Genomic DNA, 17,441 nt, shown 5'->3' with positions numbered 1-17,441 from the left:
TATAAGTGAATCGGTCCGTGTGAATCATCTGTTCGATTGTGGTAAAATTTGCACCACCTCCGCCGCTTAATCTGACTGCAAGATCGGGGCCGCCTACTCCTTGACGGAGCCGAGCAGCGCGCCTTTGATGAAATGCTTTTGCAGGAACGGATATATGATGATGATCGGCACCGTGGCGATGATGATCGTCGCCATCTGCAGCCCTTGCGGCGTGATCGCCGACGACAGCTCCAGCACTGACTGGCCGCCTGCGGAATCCATATCGAACTGCGAAATCAGCTTGTACAGGTAAAGCTGCAAGGGCTGCATCTCGCGATCCGTGATGTACAGCAGCGGACCGAGATAATTGTTCCAATGCCCTACCGCGTAAAATAAAATCAGCGTGACGTTAATCGGCATCGACAGCGGTACGACAATGCGCCAGAGAATCCGGTATTCGGACATGCCGTCGACGCGCGCCGCTTCGAACAGCTCCTCGGGAATCGAGCGCATGAACGTGATGCACAGCATCATGTTGAACGCGCTGAGCGCGCCGGGAATGATCAAGGACCAGATCGAGTTGAGCATGCCCATGCTTTTGATCAACAGGTACATCGGCACCATCGGCGCCTGAAAGATCATCGTGAAAATGATCGCCAGCAGGATGAACTTGCGGCCGCGCAGCCACGGCTTGGACAGCGGATACGAGGTTAACAGCGTCATCGTCATATTGATCGCCGTACCGATGACGACAAGCTGAATCGTGACCCAGAAGGCGCGCCAGAATACGGCGTTTTTCAGCACATATTCATAGTTGAGCCAGTTGAAGCCGACCGGCCACAGCATCACCTTGGCGTGTACAATCGCTTCATTAGAGCTTAGCGAGCCGGCGACGACGTTGAGCAGCGGCAGCGCCACCGCGAAGCAAAAGAGCAGCAGGACGATCGTGTTGGCCGAATCGAAGGCGAATTCGCCGGCGGTGCGTTTGATTTTCATCGCGAATCCTCCTCCTTAATAAAGTCCTTCGCCTGTCGTCAGCTTGCTGACGCGATTGGCAATGACGAGCAATATAAAGCCGATCACCGATTTGAACAGCCCGATTGCCGTCGTAATGCTGTACTGCCCCTGCAAGATGCCCGCCCGATACGTATAGGTATCAAGGACATCACCAGTCTCGTATGTCGCCGGATTGAGAAACTGATAGATTTGCTCGAAGCCGGAGTCCATTACGTGGCCGATTTTGAGCATCAGGAGAATCATAATCGCCGGCAGCAGACCCGGCAGCGAAATGTGCAGAAATTGCTTCCAGCGGTTGGCACCGTCCATCTTGGCCGCTTCGTACAGCGAAGGATTGATCCCGGCCAGTGCGGCGATGAAGATGATCGCATTCCAGCCCATCTCCTTCCAGATGCCCGAGGTGATGATGATCGAGCGGAAATATTCCGGCTTCTGGAGGAAGGCGATTTTTTCGCCGCCCAGCATGACGATCAGTTGGTTCACAAAGCCCTGCGCCGGCGACAGCATCATGTACGTCAAGCCGAATACAATCGTCCACGAAAGGAAATGCGGCAAATACAGCACCGTCTGCGTCACGCGCTTGAACGCCATCGAGCGGACTTCATTAAGCAGGCACGCCAGCAAAATCGGCAGTGGAAAAGCAAACACGGTCTGATAGAGCGAAATCAGCAAGGTATTGCGGATTAGCCGGCCGAACTTGTCGTACGCCAGCATCTGCTCGAACCAGCGGAAGCCGACCCAATCGCTCCCGGCAAAGCCCTTGAAAATGTTGTAATCCTGAAACGCAATCACGCTGCCGGCAAGCGGCACATACTTGAACACGAGAAAGTAAAGCAGCCCCGGCACGAGCATGAGGTAGAAAGCGCGATGCCGCAGCATGTACTTCCAGGCGGGAAGCCTGCGCGGTCTGACGGCGGGAAGCTCGGCCGTCTTGTTTTGTGTGACGATGGTTTCCATATCCTCACCTACTGTTGTTTGAAGTGTGTTTCATCCGGTGTCTTTATTATAAAATCCCCCCTCTTCGCCAACAATGTGGCCGTATGTCGATTTACTGCAGTAATCGTCTTCTCCTGCCGGGCACGTGCGCCGGAAACGTCGGCGGGCAAAAGAAACAGGCATGAACGGGCGTCCTCCCTGTTCGGGAACACGTTCGTTCATGCCTGTATGGATACACTTTGGCGCAAAGACGCGTGCGCGGAGCTGCGACAACGCCGGTGGGGAAAGCTGAATTTGGCTTACGCACCCAACGCGCCGATCTTCAGGGCTCCGGGCCGGCCGAACGGGCGGTCAGACCCGTGCGTCGGCGTACTCTTTAAAGCAAAGCACTTTCGACGATGCTCAGCTTGGGCAGTGTGGCGTCGTAGTCTTTGCCGTCGATTTTACACAGATGATTCCACGCGATGACCAAACCCTGTTCGGCCCCGGCCAACCGCTCTCGGACGGAAAAAACAAGCTGCTTGTCCGGCGTTTGCAGCTCGGTATCGAGGTCCAGCACCTTCTGGCGCTCGGCAAATTTATAAAGGGAGCGGATGTACAATTGGGCCAAAACGAACAGATCATAGTACTTTTCCTTGCTGCGTGAGCCCGATCTGTACCGATAGCCGACTCTGCCCAGCTCCTCGTCAATTTCCGTGTACGAGCCAATCGTTTGCGGATCCAAATGCGCTTGCTGCGAGTAAGGGCCGTTCAGTTTGTTGCTGTCCGGGATCAGGTCATTCAAATGGGCAATCTGCTTGGTGACCTTCATTTGCTCGATTTCCTGCCGCTCTTTGCCCAAAATCGCATACGCCCAGGCAATTTGCTCCAAAATCAATCGCAGGATCGGCACGCTCTCAATGTAATAGCCATTCCTCAGCAAAATGATGCAGCTTTCAAAAGAGGCTCTTAGTCTGCCCATCGCATTGCCATACCTCAAGCTATAAAACTCGCTGCAATGCGGCGCAAGCGCCGTGAGCAATTCGGTTAATTGGACGATGGTCGTCATCACAATGTCCACGCAAAAGTCTCTTTGCGTGCCTTCATCCAGGCTGAAATCCAGCTCGTCGATGTCTTCCCGATAATCGCTGACGTGCTCGAAATCCAAATCCTCGTGCAGATAGGCGGCCAAAGCCAGATGCATGTGCCTTCTTAATGCCGGAGAGGCATTCGTGGGCAAGGCATAGGGAATATCGTACAACAAATACGGAATCAATTTGTACGTTTCATTTTCTCTCACGCAATCAGCACCTCACAGTTCATAAGGTAGAGGCAAAAAAGTCCCCCGCACCGCGCGCGACTCCCGGAGCGAGGAGCCGGCCATACGGCTTGCGCCCCCGTGTGTGGCGGGCCGGATGCGCTGCGGCATTTTGACGCCTGGCGCCGGCGGAGCTGCGCTTCAACGTGCGCCGGGCGGCGTAGGCGACGTCTGCCGTTGGGCGTTGACTTCGCGCGTAATCTCGTCGCCGCCCTGCGCGCGCCAAGCCGCTGCAAATGCGTCGAACGCGTCGAGCGGCGCGCTGCCGTAGACGATTTTGAGCATCGTTTCCTTTTCCAGCCGTTTGAGCGAGGCCCACTTGGTTTTCATCGTCTTTGTGTACGGTCCGGCGAAGGCGTTGCTGTGCGAATCGGCCGTTTGTCCGGCTCCGACAACGAGCCCCTGCAGATAAAGCCGCGAAGTCGTGCTCGCCAGCCGCCGCTCGTAGGGCGTATCCAGCTTGCCGCGCAGGACGCGGCTTTCCAGGCTTTCACCCTGCAGCACATGTGGGGGCGCGCTGCCCGAGGTAATCAGGAAGAAATTCGAGATCGTGCTGCTGGCTCCCGGAAAATCGTAGACGTATTCCCCGTCTTTTTTCATATAATCGTAGCCTTCGGCATAACCTGCGGCAAAATCGGAAGCCGGGTCTTCGATCAGCGCGCCGTAGACGGCATCCAGATAAGCAAAAATCGCATCCATGTGGGCGAACCCGCTGCGAAACACGTAGGCGCCATAGGAGAGCTGCGAGCCGATTTTGCCGATGGCGCCGCGCGGACCTGCGGGATACGGAATCGGCTTGACGACGCCGCCGGACGCCGCCATCTGCTCCAGCGGCCAGCCGCCCATCCAGCCGGGGCCGGAAATGATGCCGGCTTTGCCGTCCACGAACTGCTGCGCCGCTTCCTGCTCGTCCAGCGTGCCGAAATCGGCGTCGAGGTAGCCTTCGCGATACCAACGCGCCAGCTGGGCGAGCCCTTCGCGGACGGAAGGCTGAATCGAGCCGTAAGCAAGCGCGCCGTCCGGCTCGCGGTTCCATTGATACGGCTGATCGCCGTAAGCGCCGAAGACGAGCGAGGCGTCGCCCATCCAGCCGTTCAGCGTGTTCTGCCCGGCCAGCGCCAAGCCGATGGTATCCTGCTCGCCGTTGCCGTCGGGATCGCTATAGGTGAACGCGTGGATGACACGCTCCAGCTCATCGAGCGTATTGGGCGGCTGCAGGCCAAGCCGGTCCAGCCAGTCCTGACGAATCCACAGAATCGGCGAGCCGACCCGATCATCGGAGATTTGCGGCAGCGCCCAACGTTTGCCCTTATAGGCGACCGTGTCCCACACATCGGCATTGCGGGCATACGCTTCCTTCATCCGCGCCGACGCGTAGCGCTCGAAGGCGTCATCGATGTCCATGATTTTGCCCGACTCGGCCAGCTCGTCCAGCAGCTCCGGCATGTCCTTGTCGGTAATAAACAGCACATCGGGCAGCTCCTCGCCGCCGGACAACGCCAGCTTGATGCGCGTCGCAAGCGCCTGATTCTGATCAGACAGCAGCCAAGCGTTGGTCTGAATGATGCCAAGCCGCTCCCTGGCCCAGCGCGAAATGGGGTTATTGTCGATCGTATCGTTAAATTTAAGCTGGTCGTTGTCGCGCAGCGCTTTGGCTGTGGTAATGACGACCGGCGGGTCGAATTTGCCGATGGGAGGCACACCGCTTGCTTCCGGCGACGCTGATATGCCCGGCGTTGCTTGCAGCGGCTGCGACTGGCAGCCGGCAGCGGCCAGCGCAAGCGGGACGACCAGCGCCGCCAGCAGGACCGCCGCGAGGCGTGGTCTGCTCATCTTCATCCCTCCTGCAGCGGGATGAGCAGGCGCAGCAGCGCGCCCGCGCCGTCCGGCCCCGCCGTCAGCGACACCGCGCCGCCGAGCGGCCGCAACCGCTCGCGCATCCCGCTCAAGCCGAGCCCCGGCGCGCCGCCGCCGTCATACGGCTTGCCGTCGTTCCACAGCTCGAACGACAGCAGGCCGGGCTCGCCGCGCAGCTCCAGCGTGAAGCGCTGCGCCCCGCCGTGACGCAGCCCGTTCGTCACGCCTTCCTTGAGCGCGAGCAGCACGAGCTTGACGCGGATCGGATCGGCGACCGGCTCGGGCAAGCTCAGGCGCGGCTCGATCGCAAGCCGGGCCTCCGTCGTCAGCGTCTCCAGCTCGCGGCGCAGCGCCGCTTCCAGGTCGAGCGCTTCGCCGCCGTCGCGGATCGCGCCGACCGCCTGCCGGACGTCCGCCAGCCCGCGGCGCACAAGCTCCTGCGTCAGCTTGACGCGCTCCAGACCGCCCGCCTTGCCCGCTTCCAGCAGCGTTTTGGCCGCTTCCAGCTGCACAATCGTGCCGGTCAGCGTATGGCCCAGCAAATCGTGCAGCTCATGGGCAATGCGCCTGCGCTCCTCCAGCGCGGTAATCTCCGAGCCAAGCGCCAGCCGCTCGACCCGCGCCCGCTCCTCCTGCTCGCTCCGCCGACGCCCGAGCAGCCGGGCAATCAGCGGCAGCAGCTCCTCATCGCGCACCGGCTTGAGCAAATAATGAGCCGCTTGCAGTTCAATCGCTTTTTGCGCATATTGAAAATCCGCGAAGCCGGTGAGCAGAATACAATCCACGCCGGGCCACCCCGCGCGCACCCGTTCGATCAGCTCCAGCCCCGACATGCCGGGCATGCGGATATCCGTCACCAGCACATCGATATCGCGGCTGAGCATCAGCTCCAGCGCCTCGTAACCGGAATGCGCGCCATAGACATGGGCCACGCCATACTGCTGCCACGCAATGGTGGTCAGCATGCTCTCGACCAAATGCTTGTGATCATCGACGATTAACAATGAGAACATGCATATCCCCCTTCATCTGCCGCTTGCCGTTGCGGCCTCCCCGTCCCCGTCCTGTCAGCCGCCCGTCGGCGGCAGCTGCATTCCTCACAGCTCGCGGCTCCAGCGCAGCTCGACCGCAAGCCCGCCACCCGCCGCCGGAGACACGATAACGCCGGCTTCTGTGCCGAATTGGATGCGCAGCCGCTGGCTGACATTCCACAAGCCGACTTGTTCCCCCTCTTTATCGGAACTTTGCAGTCGTTTGTTAAGCTCAACGCACGCCTCCGCGCTGAGGCCAACGCCGTTGTCGGTTACCGTGATCGTCCACCACGGCCCGTCGCCGCATCCGGTAATCCGCAGACTGCCGCCGCCCAGCTTCGCTTCCAGCCCGTGACCGATCGCATTTTCCACCAACGGCTGGATCAGCAGCCGCGGAATCGTCAGCTCCAGCATATCCTGAGGGAGCTCAACACGAAAGTCAATTTTATCCAACTGGTTGTTCATAATCTCGACATATGAGCTGACAAACGCGATTTCCTCGCGCACCGTCGTCGTCATCGTGACATTGCGGGTCATATATTTATAGTAATCGGATAAGCTGTACGCCATCGAAATGACCGGCTGTGTGCGGTTCATCTTCGCCATACTGACGATATAAGCCAAGCTGTTGTGCAAAAAATGCGGATTGATCTGCGATTGCAATTGCTTCATGACCGCCTCGCCGGCGCGCAGCTCCTCGGCGTACACCTTTTCGACCAAATGCTGAATTTGCGCCGCCATCCGGTTGAACTGCAAGACGAGCAGTTGAAACTCGCGCGCCGGTTTTTTCGTAATCCGCTCCGAAAAATTGCCCTGGGCCAGCCGCAGCACGCCGGCCGTCAACTGCTTGATCGGCACTTGAACGTTCCAATACAAAAGCACCACGCTGACCGCTCCGAACAGCAACAGCACGGCAACCGCGGCGTAAAATAATTGGCGGCTGCGCGTCACCGGGGCCAGAATATCCTCCAGCGGCACATAATCGATCAGCGTCCAGTCCAGCTTGTCCGACTTATAGTAGTAAGCCAAATACTGCTTGCCGTCAAGCTGCAGCCGCTGTGCAATCGGCGACATGCCGGTCGTAAAGCCGGTGGCTGCGGGAATCAGCCGGGACAAACGTTCGTCGGAGGAGCCGTTGAAAACATACTGCCGATTGGGCCCGAACAAAAATGGATCGTTATTGCCGGCCGACTTGAACTCGTTCAGCAGCGCGACGAGATTGTCTTCCATCAGCTCGACCTCGACGACAATCGAAGCCTGCAACACATCAAGCCCGCGTGAATACGGCTGGACGAAATGTCGGACGAACGCCCGCTTCGCCACGCCTCGATCAGCCACGGCGCGCAGCGTCCAGTTGGCGCTAATCGCTTCCTGCAACGCCGCGCCGTCGTAAGCAAGCGGACCGTCCGAAGAAACAGCGCGCTGCGATGCGGGGAAATAAACGTTGATCCGGCTCATTTTATTCACCGACAAACTGAACAGGCCGAGCTTGCGCTCGACCGTCTCCATCAGCTCCGCATAGGCATACCGATCCATTGAAGGCGACGCTTGGGCAAACTCCGTAAAGTCGGGGTCCTTCGTAATCAGATTGGACAGGTTCGATACCTGATCCATCATGCCTTCGACCTTCAACAGAAATTGGCCCAGCCGGTTCTGGTTGGCGATGTTGATTTGCCGGGTGATCACCTCGGCGCTTTGCTGGCTGGAATAGGTAAACAAGGCGATGACCGGCGTCATCAGAACGGCAATCAGCAGAAACATTTTCGCAATCAGACTCATAGACCCTCCTGTGTTGATTCGAGTCTATCATAGGGACACGCCGTTGTATATGCCGCGGCCGCTCAGGTCCGATTGCCGCCTACGCCCCCCGGCTGCGCCCGAGCACCAGCCATTCGGTCACAATGAGATTGAGCACCAGACCGGCCCAAATGTTCACATTCAGCACCGCTTCCACCATAGCTTCACGCCCTCCGGGCAAAGCAAAGCCGTGCAGAGCGGCATAAAGCAGCAGCAGCAGCAAAGGTACCAGCAGCCGGCCGCTAACAGCAACCAGCGTAAACGCAAAGCTGCGGTACATCCAGCGCCGATGCGCCTCCCATTGCCGACGGCGCGCAGCGCGGACGCCAAGCAGCGTCGTGAACAGCCACAATAGCGAAAGCGTGATGAACGAAACGGCTTTGCCAAAATCGGTGATATACGCGGTCACGATGAGCGCCAGCAGGCCGCTTAGCAGCACACACATGGCATACCCGCGGCCGAGCCGCCGATGCAGGCCGGGGCGGCTGCGCCGCAACGGCTCCAGCAATTGAATAAAGCCGAGCACCAGCGCAACGAATGCCGTCGCGATATGCGCAACCAACACCGGGAATTGCAGACCATCCGGGCCGACCTCGATACGGCTGCGCGCCGGGTCCAGCGTGAAATAAGGAGCCATGAACGGTACGATCACGGCCAGTGAAATCAGCGGCAGCAGCCACTCGCGCTTCGTTAGCTTCGTTATTTCCATCAACCTCACACTCCATTGCGGCGTAGTCCCCGCCCGGATGCGGTCAAGCGTCCCGCACGCGCAGCAGGCGGAGCGCGTCAGCTTCCAGTATAAACAACGATGCTAAACGCGAGCTAAACGATTTCTTAAAAAAAGGTAAACTGCCGCGATCCACGCACAAAAAAAACCGGAAATCGCTTCCCGGTCGCGGTCAAAACGTTGACGGCCCAGCCGTTGCGCAAGCCCGCCGCTCTCTTGTTAATAGCAATCCCAATTGTAGAGCACCTTGGAAAAATCACGATTTTGCAGGTCGGCCGGGCGGATAAAAAAGTTCGCAACACCGCTATCGCCCCACATAATCCCGTTGTCGTGATCGGAATCGATTTGCAGCAGCAGCACCTCGTAATCCTCATAGCGGCCCTCGCGCGGATCGGATTGGGTAAAAAAGGCGTAGCCCCCGATTTTATGACCGATCCCGCTGCAAGCATCGGCATAGGCATCGCTCAGCTCCGTCTCTTCATCTCCGAATTGTTCAAAAAACGCAAACGGCTCCTCCCCGAAAAACCGCTCGAATTGATAATCCGCGCTGCTCACGGCCGCATCTTTACGCGCCAAGCTCAGCGCCAGCTCGCGGGCCAGCGGGAAGTCCCCGTCCGTCGAATCCGCTTGAGCAGCCGCTTCCCTGCCGGCTTCGTCCGCCGCTTGGGTAGCTGGTTCGGCGGAATCCGCAGCGCCGGTCAAAGCGTCGGCCAGCGCAGCCTCCGGCACGTATGTCACCTTGAAATTACGCTGATCGCACGGATCGTCAAAGCTCAAGCCGTGCAAATCATCGCTCGCCGCAATAAAAAATTGCAGCAAGCCGCTTTCCGGAAATAAATCCAGCCGCGGCAGCTCGGCTAAATTAATTTGCGCCAGCAGCCGCATCGGCTTGCCTGCGGCATCCAGCGGATACGTTTGACCGGCCGCCATATAGGCGCTACCGCCAAACTTGCTCATCCAGGGCGCCGTTGCGCCTGCATGCGCCGTAATTTCCACATAGGGCCGCACGGATCGCTCCGCATGTGTGCGATACGTCCCCAGCTTGTCCAGCACTTGCTTCCACTCCATCATCAATCACGTATTCCCCTTTCCGATTTTAAATTCCTGAAACCCGACACTCAGCGAATTCCGACTAAGTATGTACAAAATAATATAAATTGTATTATTATTGTAAATAATTGGCTTGATTTTGTATACCTGCAAAGGAGAATCTCCATGAACAAAGCGGCTCATCTTATCGCTTCCGCTTGCGCCGTCGTGCTTGTGTCCACCTCCTCGGCCGCGGTCTGGGCCAGCGCCACCGACGTGGCCGCCCCGTGGCTGTCCGGCACCGGCAGCTCCGCCGATGCGCTGCATGCAACGCCCGTCAGCTCGCCTGCGGCTTCGCCGGAGGAGGCCAGCAGGGACGGACTGTACGCAGCCTTTTACCGCAAAGCGGCTTCGGCTTCGCAAACCGCTGCGCTACAGGCGCTGGAGCAGGACCGCAGCCTTGGACGCGGCGTCTGGACGCGCGAAGCTCTCGCCATTGTCGGCGCTTTGCCCAAGGAGGGGCCGCGACTTAGCGCCGCCGATGCAGCGCGAATCGTCAGCGCGCTGAAGCAGCCGGCCGACGTGCGCCGCGCCTTCGACGCCATTGCCGGCGCGCCGGACTGGGAGGGCGGCGACCGCGTGCACCGCGCCGTTTATTTTACCGGCAGCGACCGGACGCAAGCCGTCTGCATTGTCAACGGCACGATCGTTCACGTCGGAACGATCCGTTAGCGGCGGCTTGCCCATCTATTGTAACCTCTCTTTCTACAGCTTGCGCGTATGTAGTTTGGATTCGACGCCGCTGCGCTAATTCCTTGCGCTTAAATAACAAAACCTTCCGTCGGCACAAAGTCCAAAGTCGGAAGGTTTTGCTTGCAGTCGTCAGCGATGGACCGCTGATCTATAAACGACGCCCTAGCGCCGGCTGTGTACAGCTTCCTGAACGCTGATGGCACGTTCGAACCACCCGCCCGCATGTGCCTGCTCATCCGCTTTGTCGCGCGAGCCCGCGCGGTTAGCGCAGCGGCAAACGAATCGTAAAGGTCGTGCCGCTCCCGGCCGAGCTGTCCAGCGCAATCGAGCCGCCGTATTGCTCGACGGTCCGCCGCACAGCGGACAATCCGACGCCCCGGCCGGACAGCTCGCGAACAAGCTGGCCAGCACCTCGGTAATATAGGCTCGGTCGTCGCGACTGCTGCCGCCAAGCAGCTCGTCAATACGCGCAAACGCAATGTCCCGTCCGAACATGGCGCGACATTCGGCACTGTATTCCTCTTCGACAAACAGACTTGCCTGGTGATGAAACCTTTTTTCGCAAAAAAATTCGCCGCCTGCCTCTTGCTTCTGCCAGCAGCCCGGCAAGGCCATCCAAATGGCGGATTGTCCGTAGACCAGGTCCCCCATCATGAAAAAAGATGCCTCCCCAGCCACTCTGCAAGCGGACGGAAGGCATCTTGTTCATTTCGACGCGAATCGGCGGGCGTCACAGCCCGTCTGTTAAATGCGATTCACAGGCCACCCTCTGCGGGATGCTTCAAGCGAAGCAGGCTTCGCCGCCGGCAGCCGGGGAAAAGCTGCCGGTTCACCCCTTAGAGGCGTGCAGGCGATTTACGGGCGACTGCCTCCGGGCAGGGACAACGGGCGATTCGTCAGCAGCAGCAGCAAGAGCGAGATCGCTATTATCGCCAGCGTCCATGCCCACGCCAGCGGCATATTGCCCGCATCGACAGCGACATAGATCGCGGTCGGAATCGTTTGCGTGCGACCGGGAATGTTGCCGGCAATCATCAGCGTCGCGCCGAATTCGCCGAGCGAACGGGCAAAGCCAAGCACGAAAGCCGTCAGCAGCGAGCGGCAGGTCAGCGGCAGCGTGATGGCGCGCAGCACCGCCCATTCGCTCGCGCCCGCCGAGCGGGCTGCTTCCTCCAGCTCGCGGTCGACGGAGGCAAAGCCGGTTTTCATCGTTTGATAAACCAGTGGCAAAGCGACGACGACAGCAGCAACAGCCGCCGCCCACCATGAAAAAATGAGCGGCTTGTGAAACAGCGCTTCAATCAGCCGTCCGACCGGGCTGCGCCGTCCGAATACGACAAGCAGCAGAAAGCCGACGACGGTAGGCGGCAGGACAAGCGGCAGCATTAGCACCGTTTCCGCCAGCGTCCGGCCGGGGAAGCGGCGGCGGTTCAGCAGCCAGGCAGCAGCGGTTCCCAGCGCCAGCGCGACGATCCCGGCGAGCAAAGCAACCTGCAGTGACAGCCGGATCGGCTGCCAGAATTCGTGCTCGTTCATGGCTGTGCTCCTTAGTGGGACACGGAGAAGCCGTATTTCTGGAACACGTCAAGCGCGGCTTGCGATTGCAGATAGGCATACAGATCAGCCGCTTCCTGAGGGTGCTTGGTCGCTTTGACGATGCCAAACGGGTAAACAATCGGCGCATAAGTCGCCGGATCAGCGGCAAAGGCGACCCGCACCTTGGCCGAGGTAAGCGCATCGGTTTTATAGACGAATCCCGCGTCGGCATTGCCCGTCTCCACATATTGCAGCACTTGGCGGACATCCTTGCCTTGGACCGTTTTGGCCTGCAGCGCGTCCCATAGGCCGGCCTTCGTCAAGGCCTCCTTGGCGTAGCTGCCGGCGGGCACGCTTTCCGGGATACCGATGGCAACAGCTTTCACCTCGGGCTTCGTCAAATCGCTCAGCGCGACCGGCGCTGTCCGGGCATCGGCCGGCACGACGACGACCAGCGAGTTGGCCAGCAGCGCCGTTTGCAACGCAGGATCAATCAGCTGTTTGTCGACGAGCGCCTTCATGTTTTTCGCTGCGGCCGACAGGAACAGATCGGCCGGAGCTCCCTGCTCGATTTGCTGCTGCAGCGCGCCCGATGCGCCGAAGTTGAAGCTGAGCTTGATTCCGGCATGCGCGGCTTCATAGGCCGTCTGCACTTCTTTGAGCGCATCGGTCAAGCTGGCGGCGGCGGATACGGTCAGCTCCACGGCTTCAACCGGAACGCCGGTCGCTGCGGCAGCCGACGGGGACGGGGAAACAGCCGGAGAAGCTTCCGGCGACGCTCCGCACCCGGCAACAACAACAAGCGCAGCTCCGAGCAGCGCGATCAGGGCGTAATTTTTCATCGATTTGACATTCAGCATCATTCTTCTCTCCACTCTTTTCTACATATTGTTACTGCTGCTTGTACGTATCGCTCCTGCTGCCGGGATGCAAGCGAGTCGCCATCCGTTGTGCTACAATAAGCTACAGGACGGCAGCGCGCTGCCGCCAAGCAAGGAGGGTTCCCATGTCCAGCGACATTTCCTATACGACCGAAGACATTGCCAGACTGCTGAAAATTTCCAAGCTGACCGTCTACGATCTGATCAAAAAAGGCGAACTGCCCGCCTACCGCGTCGGCAAGCAAATGCGCGTCGACGCCGACGACCTCGAAGCGTACAAGCAGCGGGCCAAGACCGGTCTTGGAGCGACGCGCGCCGACGGCGACGCTGCGCTATTGCCGGTGCAGCTGCCCGCCGCTCCGCACGTGCCGATTTCGCCGTCCGCTGCGGGCGGGCGGTCGCTCGTCATCACCGGCCAGGACATCAGCCTGGACATGCTCGGCAAGCATCTGGAATCCAGCCTGCCGGGCCTGCGCCCGCTGCGCGCCCATGCCGGCAGCCTGGACAGCTTGATCGCCATGTACCGCGGTGAAGCCGACATCGTCAGCACCCATCTGCTGGACGGTGATACGGGCGAATATAATATCCCGTATATTCGTAAGCTGCTTGTCGGCTCCTCGTACATGGTCGTTCACCTGCTGTCGCGGGCGGCCGGCTTGTACGTGCGCAAGGGCAACCCGCACGGGCTCGCGCGCTGGAGCGATCTCGGTCAGCCGGGCCTGCGGCTGATCAATCGCGAGCGCGGCTCTGGCGCGCGGGTGCTGCTCGACGAGCAGCTGCGGCTCGCCGGCATCGCGTCGGGCCAGATCGTCGGCTACGACAACGTGCAGACGAATCATCTCGCCGTAGCCGTGCAGGTGGCTGCCGGCGAAGCCGATGTCGGCGTCGGCATCGAACGGGCAGCGGCGCTGGTCGGCGGCGTTGATTTCATCCCGTTGATTCAGGAGCGGTACGATCTGGTGGTGCTCAAGACGCCGGACACGGCTGTCTGGCTGCCGTCACTGCTTGCCGTGCTGCGCTCGGCGGAGTTCCGTCGCGAGCTTTCGGCCCTGTCTGGCTATGATTTGACGCATACAGGCCATATCTGGCTGGATGTTTAGCTAAATCACCAAAACTAAATATAATCAAACATAACTAAATATAACTGATTATATTCAATATATATCGTAAAACGACAAAATTCAATCCCTTTCATGTGAATTTTAATTACATAAGAATGACAATTTGCGGCTCTGTTGCCTGCTTTCACTACTGCCCGCAGGCAACAAAGCCGCACAAAAGCCTCCCACGCTGAATCGGCGGGAGGCTTTTGTGCCAACAACTACTCTTCCTGACTATTTAGAATCTGAACGACGCTGTCAAAATCAAGCAGTCCGACCCGTTTTAACTCGTCGCGATGGATTTCCGACAGCTCCTCGAGCAGCTCCCTACCCGTATCGGTCAGACAGATGAACGTGCTGCGCTTATCCTTGGGATTGGGGAATCTCCGCACCATCCCGAACTCCTCACAGCGCTGAATCAGCTCCACGCAGGCATGCGGCGTAATTTGCAGCCGCTCGGCCAGCTCCTTGGGCGTTGCGTACTCCCGTTCGGGGAAGCCCATGATCGACAGCATCAGCTGATGATATTGGGGGGTCAGTCCCTTACTCCGCGCCGCTTCCTCGCTGAAGCGAATAAACTTGCGGATGCGGTAGCGAAACATCGCCAATTGTTCATATACATGCTTGGGCAATCTCTCTTTCTCCATGTCCAGCTCCTTCCCGGTCATCCCTCCCTCTAGTGTAGGGGATTTACCGGCGCAGGACAATCCCGCGTACCTTGCTACTAGCGTAAGAAAGACGATGGTCGACCGAATTCCGCCATCTTGCCAATCATTGCGCTGCTCTGAGCGCTCAGACAAGCTCTTTGACCAACGGCAAGTGAAGATCGGTCAGCTCGTTTCCCAAAGACTTGTACAAAGCCAGCGCCGGCGCATGGTGAGCCGCAACGCCAAGCGTCGCTTTATTGCAAAATACACGATCCGGCGCAAAATCGTCGTTATATGCATACGCCAGATGAAACAGGTAATGAAACTCTGCGATATCCGGCTTATCTTTAACCTCATAAGGTCGAATGGAAAATGCCAAAAGCAGCTCCTTTTTCCTGGGATTACAGCCTCATCTTAGCATACAGCCGGAGCTCGACGCAGAGTAATAAATAACCTTAATGAAACCCTCCATTTGGCAGGAATTCCCGCACTTCGCAGGGAATATATGGACCATGCAACGTGATTCGGCAAATTTTTCGCAAAAAGGATGAAATCATGAGAGAATCGGTGCCCGCCAAAACACAAACCGTCCCGGCCGCCGAGTCGGCACAGGAACGTCAGACCGCCGCCAATTCGCGAGCCTCCGTCTCTTCCTTGACCGGGGGAACGGGAAGCGGAGTCTCCTCCCTGCTTGGAGGCTATTCGCCCATCCAACTGCAGCGGATGTACGGCAATCGGGCCGTGTTGCAAATGGTGCAGCGGCGATTCACCCCGATGACAACGCCTGCGATCCAGCGCGTTGCTTACCATACGATCAACTACGATAATGAGACCGTAGCACCCACTGACGGAGCTGCTGCTATGTCGTTCGATACGTTTAAAGAGGACTATGCGGATTTGTACGCCTTGCTCGACGCCGGGAGCATCGTCAAGCTGACGGACGGCGGCAACACCGCGCTCGTGTACTCCAGCGACAATGTCCTGATGCATACGTACAAATGCGTGGGCGGCAACTGGGAGGAAGACGAGGAGAACGTCTATAATGACGAGGAAATCGAATATACGCTTGACCGGGCCATGCCGGAAAACGAAGACGACCTGGAAATCGCCCGCTTGCTGAAAGCGCAGGTTAACGATGACGATGCCGTTAACGCTGCGATGCCGCAGCTCTATAATAAAATCGCCGATTTGCCCGACATCAAGCGGGCTATCGACAACATGCCGGGAGCAGCGACTGCTTATGAGTGGAGCGTGCTGATGACCCGGCTGACCACCAACCCCTCCCGACTGACCATTGCCGACGTGATGGAGGCGGGCGGCGCGCATTTCAGCGCAGGCATTCTGCTGAACACACTGACGCTTGCAGGCAACGGGGCTGCATTTCGCGTGCAAACCGCCGCCGGTTGGGGCAATGCCGATGAATATTTGGAACATGCCAACAACATGCAAATTTCACCGGGAAGCACGCCCTCCCATCTGCTGGCCACCCGGCTTGCCGCTGCGGTCGATGCTGGAGCGGCCATCGTCTGGACGCGCTATCAAGCCGACGTCCATTACAACGGCGGTCATTTCCAGTTGGCCGAGCCGCGAACCGGCTTCCTGCGTGCCGTCGTTGGCGGCGTGACCATTGACATTCACGCCCACTGGCACCGCGTAGCGGCCCAAGGGCAGACACCGGGCCAAATCGTGTCCATGCATGTCCAGCATGGCGGAGCGAACGGGCTGGAAATTAACCAGTGGCCGCATCTCAATGACCTCAAGAATGAAGTCGTCAATCAATTTAACAACGCAGCAGGCGGCAATCAGCCGTCAGGTGCCGGCGGTGCCGGTGTACTTGCTTTGACTTGAGCGGGCGTAGCGTCGAATTGAAGGAACCCAGCAGCAGGCTGCTCTGCGCATACCAAAAAGCTCCTGCATACGCAGGAGCTTTTTGGTGTTGTATGTTCGGGGGGCGCAACAAATCAGACTAGTCCTCCTGCTCTTCCTTCAATTGATAATAAAGACCACTCGAATCCGACCATTCCGCGAAAAGCACCCGCTTCTGATGCGGAATTCCGCTCAATTGCAAAAGCTGCTCCACCCAAAGCCGGTTTCGACCGAGGCGCTTTAAGGTATCCTCATTGATGCTGCCATTCTCAATGATATAGGCAGGAAGGCTGACGCTGCCCCGCTGCGCTTTGGCGTTGCCGCTGATTTCTTCCGGTTCCTTCTGGCGCAGCACGCTGATGCTGCCGTTCGTTTCGAACAGGGCATACGCCACCTCGCGCAGCGAAAAAATATTATTTTCCCTCAGCAGCATGCCCAATTGCGCAAAATCGAGATTGTTGCGCTTCATCGCTTTGAAATCCACCACGCCATCCCGGATCAGCAGAACAGGCGTCCCCGCCGCATAGCGGGACAGTCTGGGAAATAACGCGATAAGCTTTTCCAGCCCCAGTGCCAGCAGCGTCCAGAGCGCGAGCGCAAAAATAAGATGGCTAAGATGAACCTCGTCATCATAAATCGTATTACCGACCAGCTCGCTGAGCATTAAGGAAGAAACAAAATCAAAAGCGGTCAACTGGGAAATCTCTTTTTTGCCAAGCAGCCGGGTCATTACCAATAGACCGATCAAAGCGACTGTCAGCTTCACACCGATACTCATATACAGATTGCCTTCCATCTGCCCCACTCCTCCCGCGTATACATCCAGCCTCATGAACTGAATATACCCACATATTCCGAAAATTCACCACAATCCCCCCTCTGATTCGGGTTCATTCCGTCAAGTGCCCAACCACTGGACGGAGCCAAGCCCTCTCTGACAAAAGCTGCCGCCATCGCAGCGCGCGAGGCGCCACGCAAACAAGGGCCC

At 58.5% G+C, this 17,441-nt stretch carries 17 protein-coding genes; 3 read left to right on the top strand and 14 right to left on the bottom strand.

Annotated features, from left to right (window positions below):
• Positions 1-93: 93 nt before the first annotated feature.
• From B5M42_RS00265 to B5M42_RS00230, 8 genes are all read right to left on the bottom strand, one after another.
• Positions 94-975 (bottom strand): carbohydrate ABC transporter permease, encoded by an 882-nt coding sequence (locus B5M42_RS00265; RefSeq protein ID WP_134757375.1) that lies wholly within the window; start codon positions 973-975, stop codon positions 94-96.
• A 15-nt stretch (positions 976-990) separates the two neighbouring features.
• A complete protein-coding gene (locus B5M42_RS00260; protein ID WP_230632531.1) occupies positions 991-1,953 on the bottom strand; it encodes an ABC transporter permease in 963 nt (320 codons plus the stop codon).
• A gap of 355 nt (positions 1,954-2,308) precedes the next feature.
• Positions 2,309-3,211 carry a DUF5677 domain-containing protein gene (locus B5M42_RS00255; protein WP_134757373.1) on the bottom strand — a complete coding sequence of 301 codons (903 nt, stop codon included), beginning with the start codon at positions 3,209-3,211 and terminating at the stop codon, positions 2,309-2,311.
• Between the two features lie 159 nt (positions 3,212-3,370).
• A complete protein-coding gene (locus B5M42_RS00250) occupies positions 3,371-5,062 on the bottom strand; it encodes a type 2 periplasmic-binding domain-containing protein (RefSeq protein WP_167690328.1) in 1,692 nt (563 codons plus the stop codon).
• Between the two features lie 2 nt (positions 5,063-5,064).
• Positions 5,065-6,099 (bottom strand): response regulator, encoded by a 1,035-nt coding sequence (locus tag B5M42_RS00245; protein ID WP_134757369.1) that lies wholly within the window; start codon positions 6,097-6,099, stop codon positions 5,065-5,067.
• Positions 6,100-6,183: 84 nt separating this feature from the next.
• Positions 6,184-7,896, bottom strand: coding sequence for a cache domain-containing sensor histidine kinase (locus tag B5M42_RS00240; RefSeq protein ID WP_134757367.1), 1,713 nt, complete (start codon positions 7,894-7,896; stop codon positions 6,184-6,186).
• Between the two features lie 79 nt (positions 7,897-7,975).
• Positions 7,976-8,623 carry a DUF2306 domain-containing protein gene (locus B5M42_RS00235; RefSeq protein ID WP_134757365.1) on the bottom strand — a complete coding sequence of 216 codons (648 nt, stop codon included), beginning with the start codon at positions 8,621-8,623 and terminating at the stop codon, positions 7,976-7,978.
• A gap of 237 nt (positions 8,624-8,860) precedes the next feature.
• Complete coding sequence (locus B5M42_RS00230; RefSeq protein ID WP_134757363.1) at positions 8,861-9,712, bottom strand: YwqG family protein; 852 nt, start codon at positions 9,710-9,712, stop codon at positions 8,861-8,863.
• 144 nt (positions 9,713-9,856) lie between these two features.
• Between B5M42_RS00230 and B5M42_RS00225 the strand changes: the two genes are divergently transcribed.
• Positions 9,857-10,402, top strand: a complete 546-nt coding sequence (locus tag B5M42_RS00225; RefSeq protein ID WP_134757361.1) for a hypothetical protein — start codon at positions 9,857-9,859, stop codon at positions 10,400-10,402.
• 183 nt (positions 10,403-10,585) lie between these two features.
• Here the strand turns inward: B5M42_RS00225 and B5M42_RS25840 are convergent, their stop codons facing one another.
• The 3 genes from B5M42_RS25840 to modA form a co-directional block, all read right to left on the bottom strand.
• On the bottom strand, positions 10,586-11,077 hold the full coding sequence (locus B5M42_RS25840) for a hypothetical protein (RefSeq protein ID WP_456238741.1): 492 nt from the start codon (positions 11,075-11,077) through the stop codon (positions 10,586-10,588).
• 201 nt (positions 11,078-11,278) lie between these two features.
• Complete coding sequence (gene modB / locus B5M42_RS00215; protein ID WP_134757359.1) at positions 11,279-11,959, bottom strand: molybdate ABC transporter permease subunit; 681 nt, start codon at positions 11,957-11,959, stop codon at positions 11,279-11,281.
• Positions 11,960-11,970: 11 nt separating this feature from the next.
• On the bottom strand, positions 11,971-12,822 hold the full coding sequence (modA, locus tag B5M42_RS00210) for a molybdate ABC transporter substrate-binding protein (protein WP_134757357.1): 852 nt from the start codon (positions 12,820-12,822) through the stop codon (positions 11,971-11,973).
• A 143-nt stretch (positions 12,823-12,965) separates the two neighbouring features.
• Between modA and B5M42_RS00205 the strand changes: the two genes are divergently transcribed.
• A complete protein-coding gene (locus tag B5M42_RS00205; RefSeq protein ID WP_134757355.1) occupies positions 12,966-13,940 on the top strand; it encodes a helix-turn-helix transcriptional regulator in 975 nt (324 codons plus the stop codon).
• A 221-nt stretch (positions 13,941-14,161) separates the two neighbouring features.
• On the opposite strand, the gene B5M42_RS00200 is transcribed toward B5M42_RS00205, so the two are convergent.
• Together B5M42_RS00200 and B5M42_RS00195 are read right to left on the bottom strand one after the other, a co-directional pair.
• Positions 14,162-14,587, bottom strand: coding sequence for a MarR family winged helix-turn-helix transcriptional regulator (locus tag B5M42_RS00200; RefSeq protein ID WP_134757353.1), 426 nt, complete (start codon positions 14,585-14,587; stop codon positions 14,162-14,164).
• A gap of 145 nt (positions 14,588-14,732) precedes the next feature.
• Positions 14,733-14,966 (bottom strand): hypothetical protein, encoded by a 234-nt coding sequence (locus tag B5M42_RS00195; protein ID WP_134757351.1) that lies wholly within the window; start codon positions 14,964-14,966, stop codon positions 14,733-14,735.
• Positions 14,967-15,142: 176 nt separating this feature from the next.
• On the opposite strand from B5M42_RS00195, the gene B5M42_RS00190 reads away from it, so the two are divergent.
• Positions 15,143-16,435, top strand: a complete 1,293-nt coding sequence (locus B5M42_RS00190; protein WP_134757349.1) for a hypothetical protein — start codon at positions 15,143-15,145, stop codon at positions 16,433-16,435.
• Between the two features lie 118 nt (positions 16,436-16,553).
• On the opposite strand, the gene B5M42_RS00185 is transcribed toward B5M42_RS00190, so the two are convergent.
• A complete protein-coding gene (locus B5M42_RS00185) occupies positions 16,554-17,249 on the bottom strand; it encodes a DUF421 domain-containing protein (protein ID WP_230632529.1) in 696 nt (231 codons plus the stop codon).
• Between the last annotated feature and the right edge of the window lie 192 nt (positions 17,250-17,441).

Source organism: Paenibacillus athensensis (genome assembly GCF_004514475.2).
GTDB lineage: Bacteria > Bacillota > Bacilli > Paenibacillales > NBRC-103111 > Paenibacillus_AL > Paenibacillus_AL athensensis.
The sequence above is the reverse complement of the archived record's forward strand: the minus strand, read 5'-3'. Positions and strand labels throughout refer to the sequence as shown.

Bases quoted from the DNA above. Each gene is read 5' to 3' on its own strand.
- B5M42_RS00265 (WP_134757375.1), bottom strand. From the start codon at position 975: ATGAAAATCAAACGCACCGCCGGCGAATTCGCCTTCGATTCGGCCAAC.
- B5M42_RS00260 (WP_230632531.1), bottom strand. From the start codon at position 1,953: ATGGAAACCATCGTCACACAAAACAAGACGGCCGAGCTTCCCGCCGTC.
- B5M42_RS00250 (WP_167690328.1), bottom strand. From the start codon at position 5,062: ATGAGCAGACCACGCCTCGCGGCGGTCCTGCTGGCGGCGCTGGTCGTC.
- B5M42_RS00245 (WP_134757369.1), bottom strand. From the start codon at position 6,099: ATGTTCTCATTGTTAATCGTCGATGATCACAAGCATTTGGTCGAGAGC.
- B5M42_RS00240 (WP_134757367.1), bottom strand. From the start codon at position 7,896: ATGAGTCTGATTGCGAAAATGTTTCTGCTGATTGCCGTTCTGATGACG.
- B5M42_RS00235 (WP_134757365.1), bottom strand. From the start codon at position 8,623: ATGGAAATAACGAAGCTAACGAAGCGCGAGTGGCTGCTGCCGCTGATT.
- B5M42_RS00230 (WP_134757363.1), bottom strand. From the start codon at position 9,712: ATGATGGAGTGGAAGCAAGTGCTGGACAAGCTGGGGACGTATCGCACA.
- B5M42_RS00225 (WP_134757361.1), top strand. From the start codon at position 9,857: ATGAACAAAGCGGCTCATCTTATCGCTTCCGCTTGCGCCGTCGTGCTT.
- B5M42_RS25840 (WP_456238741.1), bottom strand. From the start codon at position 11,077: ATGATGGGGGACCTGGTCTACGGACAATCCGCCATTTGGATGGCCTTG.
- modB (WP_134757359.1), bottom strand. From the start codon at position 11,959: ATGAACGAGCACGAATTCTGGCAGCCGATCCGGCTGTCACTGCAGGTT.
- modA (WP_134757357.1), bottom strand. From the start codon at position 12,822: ATGATGCTGAATGTCAAATCGATGAAAAATTACGCCCTGATCGCGCTG.
- B5M42_RS00205 (WP_134757355.1), top strand. From the start codon at position 12,966: ATGTCCAGCGACATTTCCTATACGACCGAAGACATTGCCAGACTGCTG.
- B5M42_RS00200 (WP_134757353.1), bottom strand. From the start codon at position 14,587: ATGGAGAAAGAGAGATTGCCCAAGCATGTATATGAACAATTGGCGATG.
- B5M42_RS00190 (WP_134757349.1), top strand. From the start codon at position 15,143: ATGAGAGAATCGGTGCCCGCCAAAACACAAACCGTCCCGGCCGCCGAG.
- B5M42_RS00185 (WP_230632529.1), bottom strand. From the start codon at position 17,249: ATGGAAGGCAATCTGTATATGAGTATCGGTGTGAAGCTGACAGTCGCT.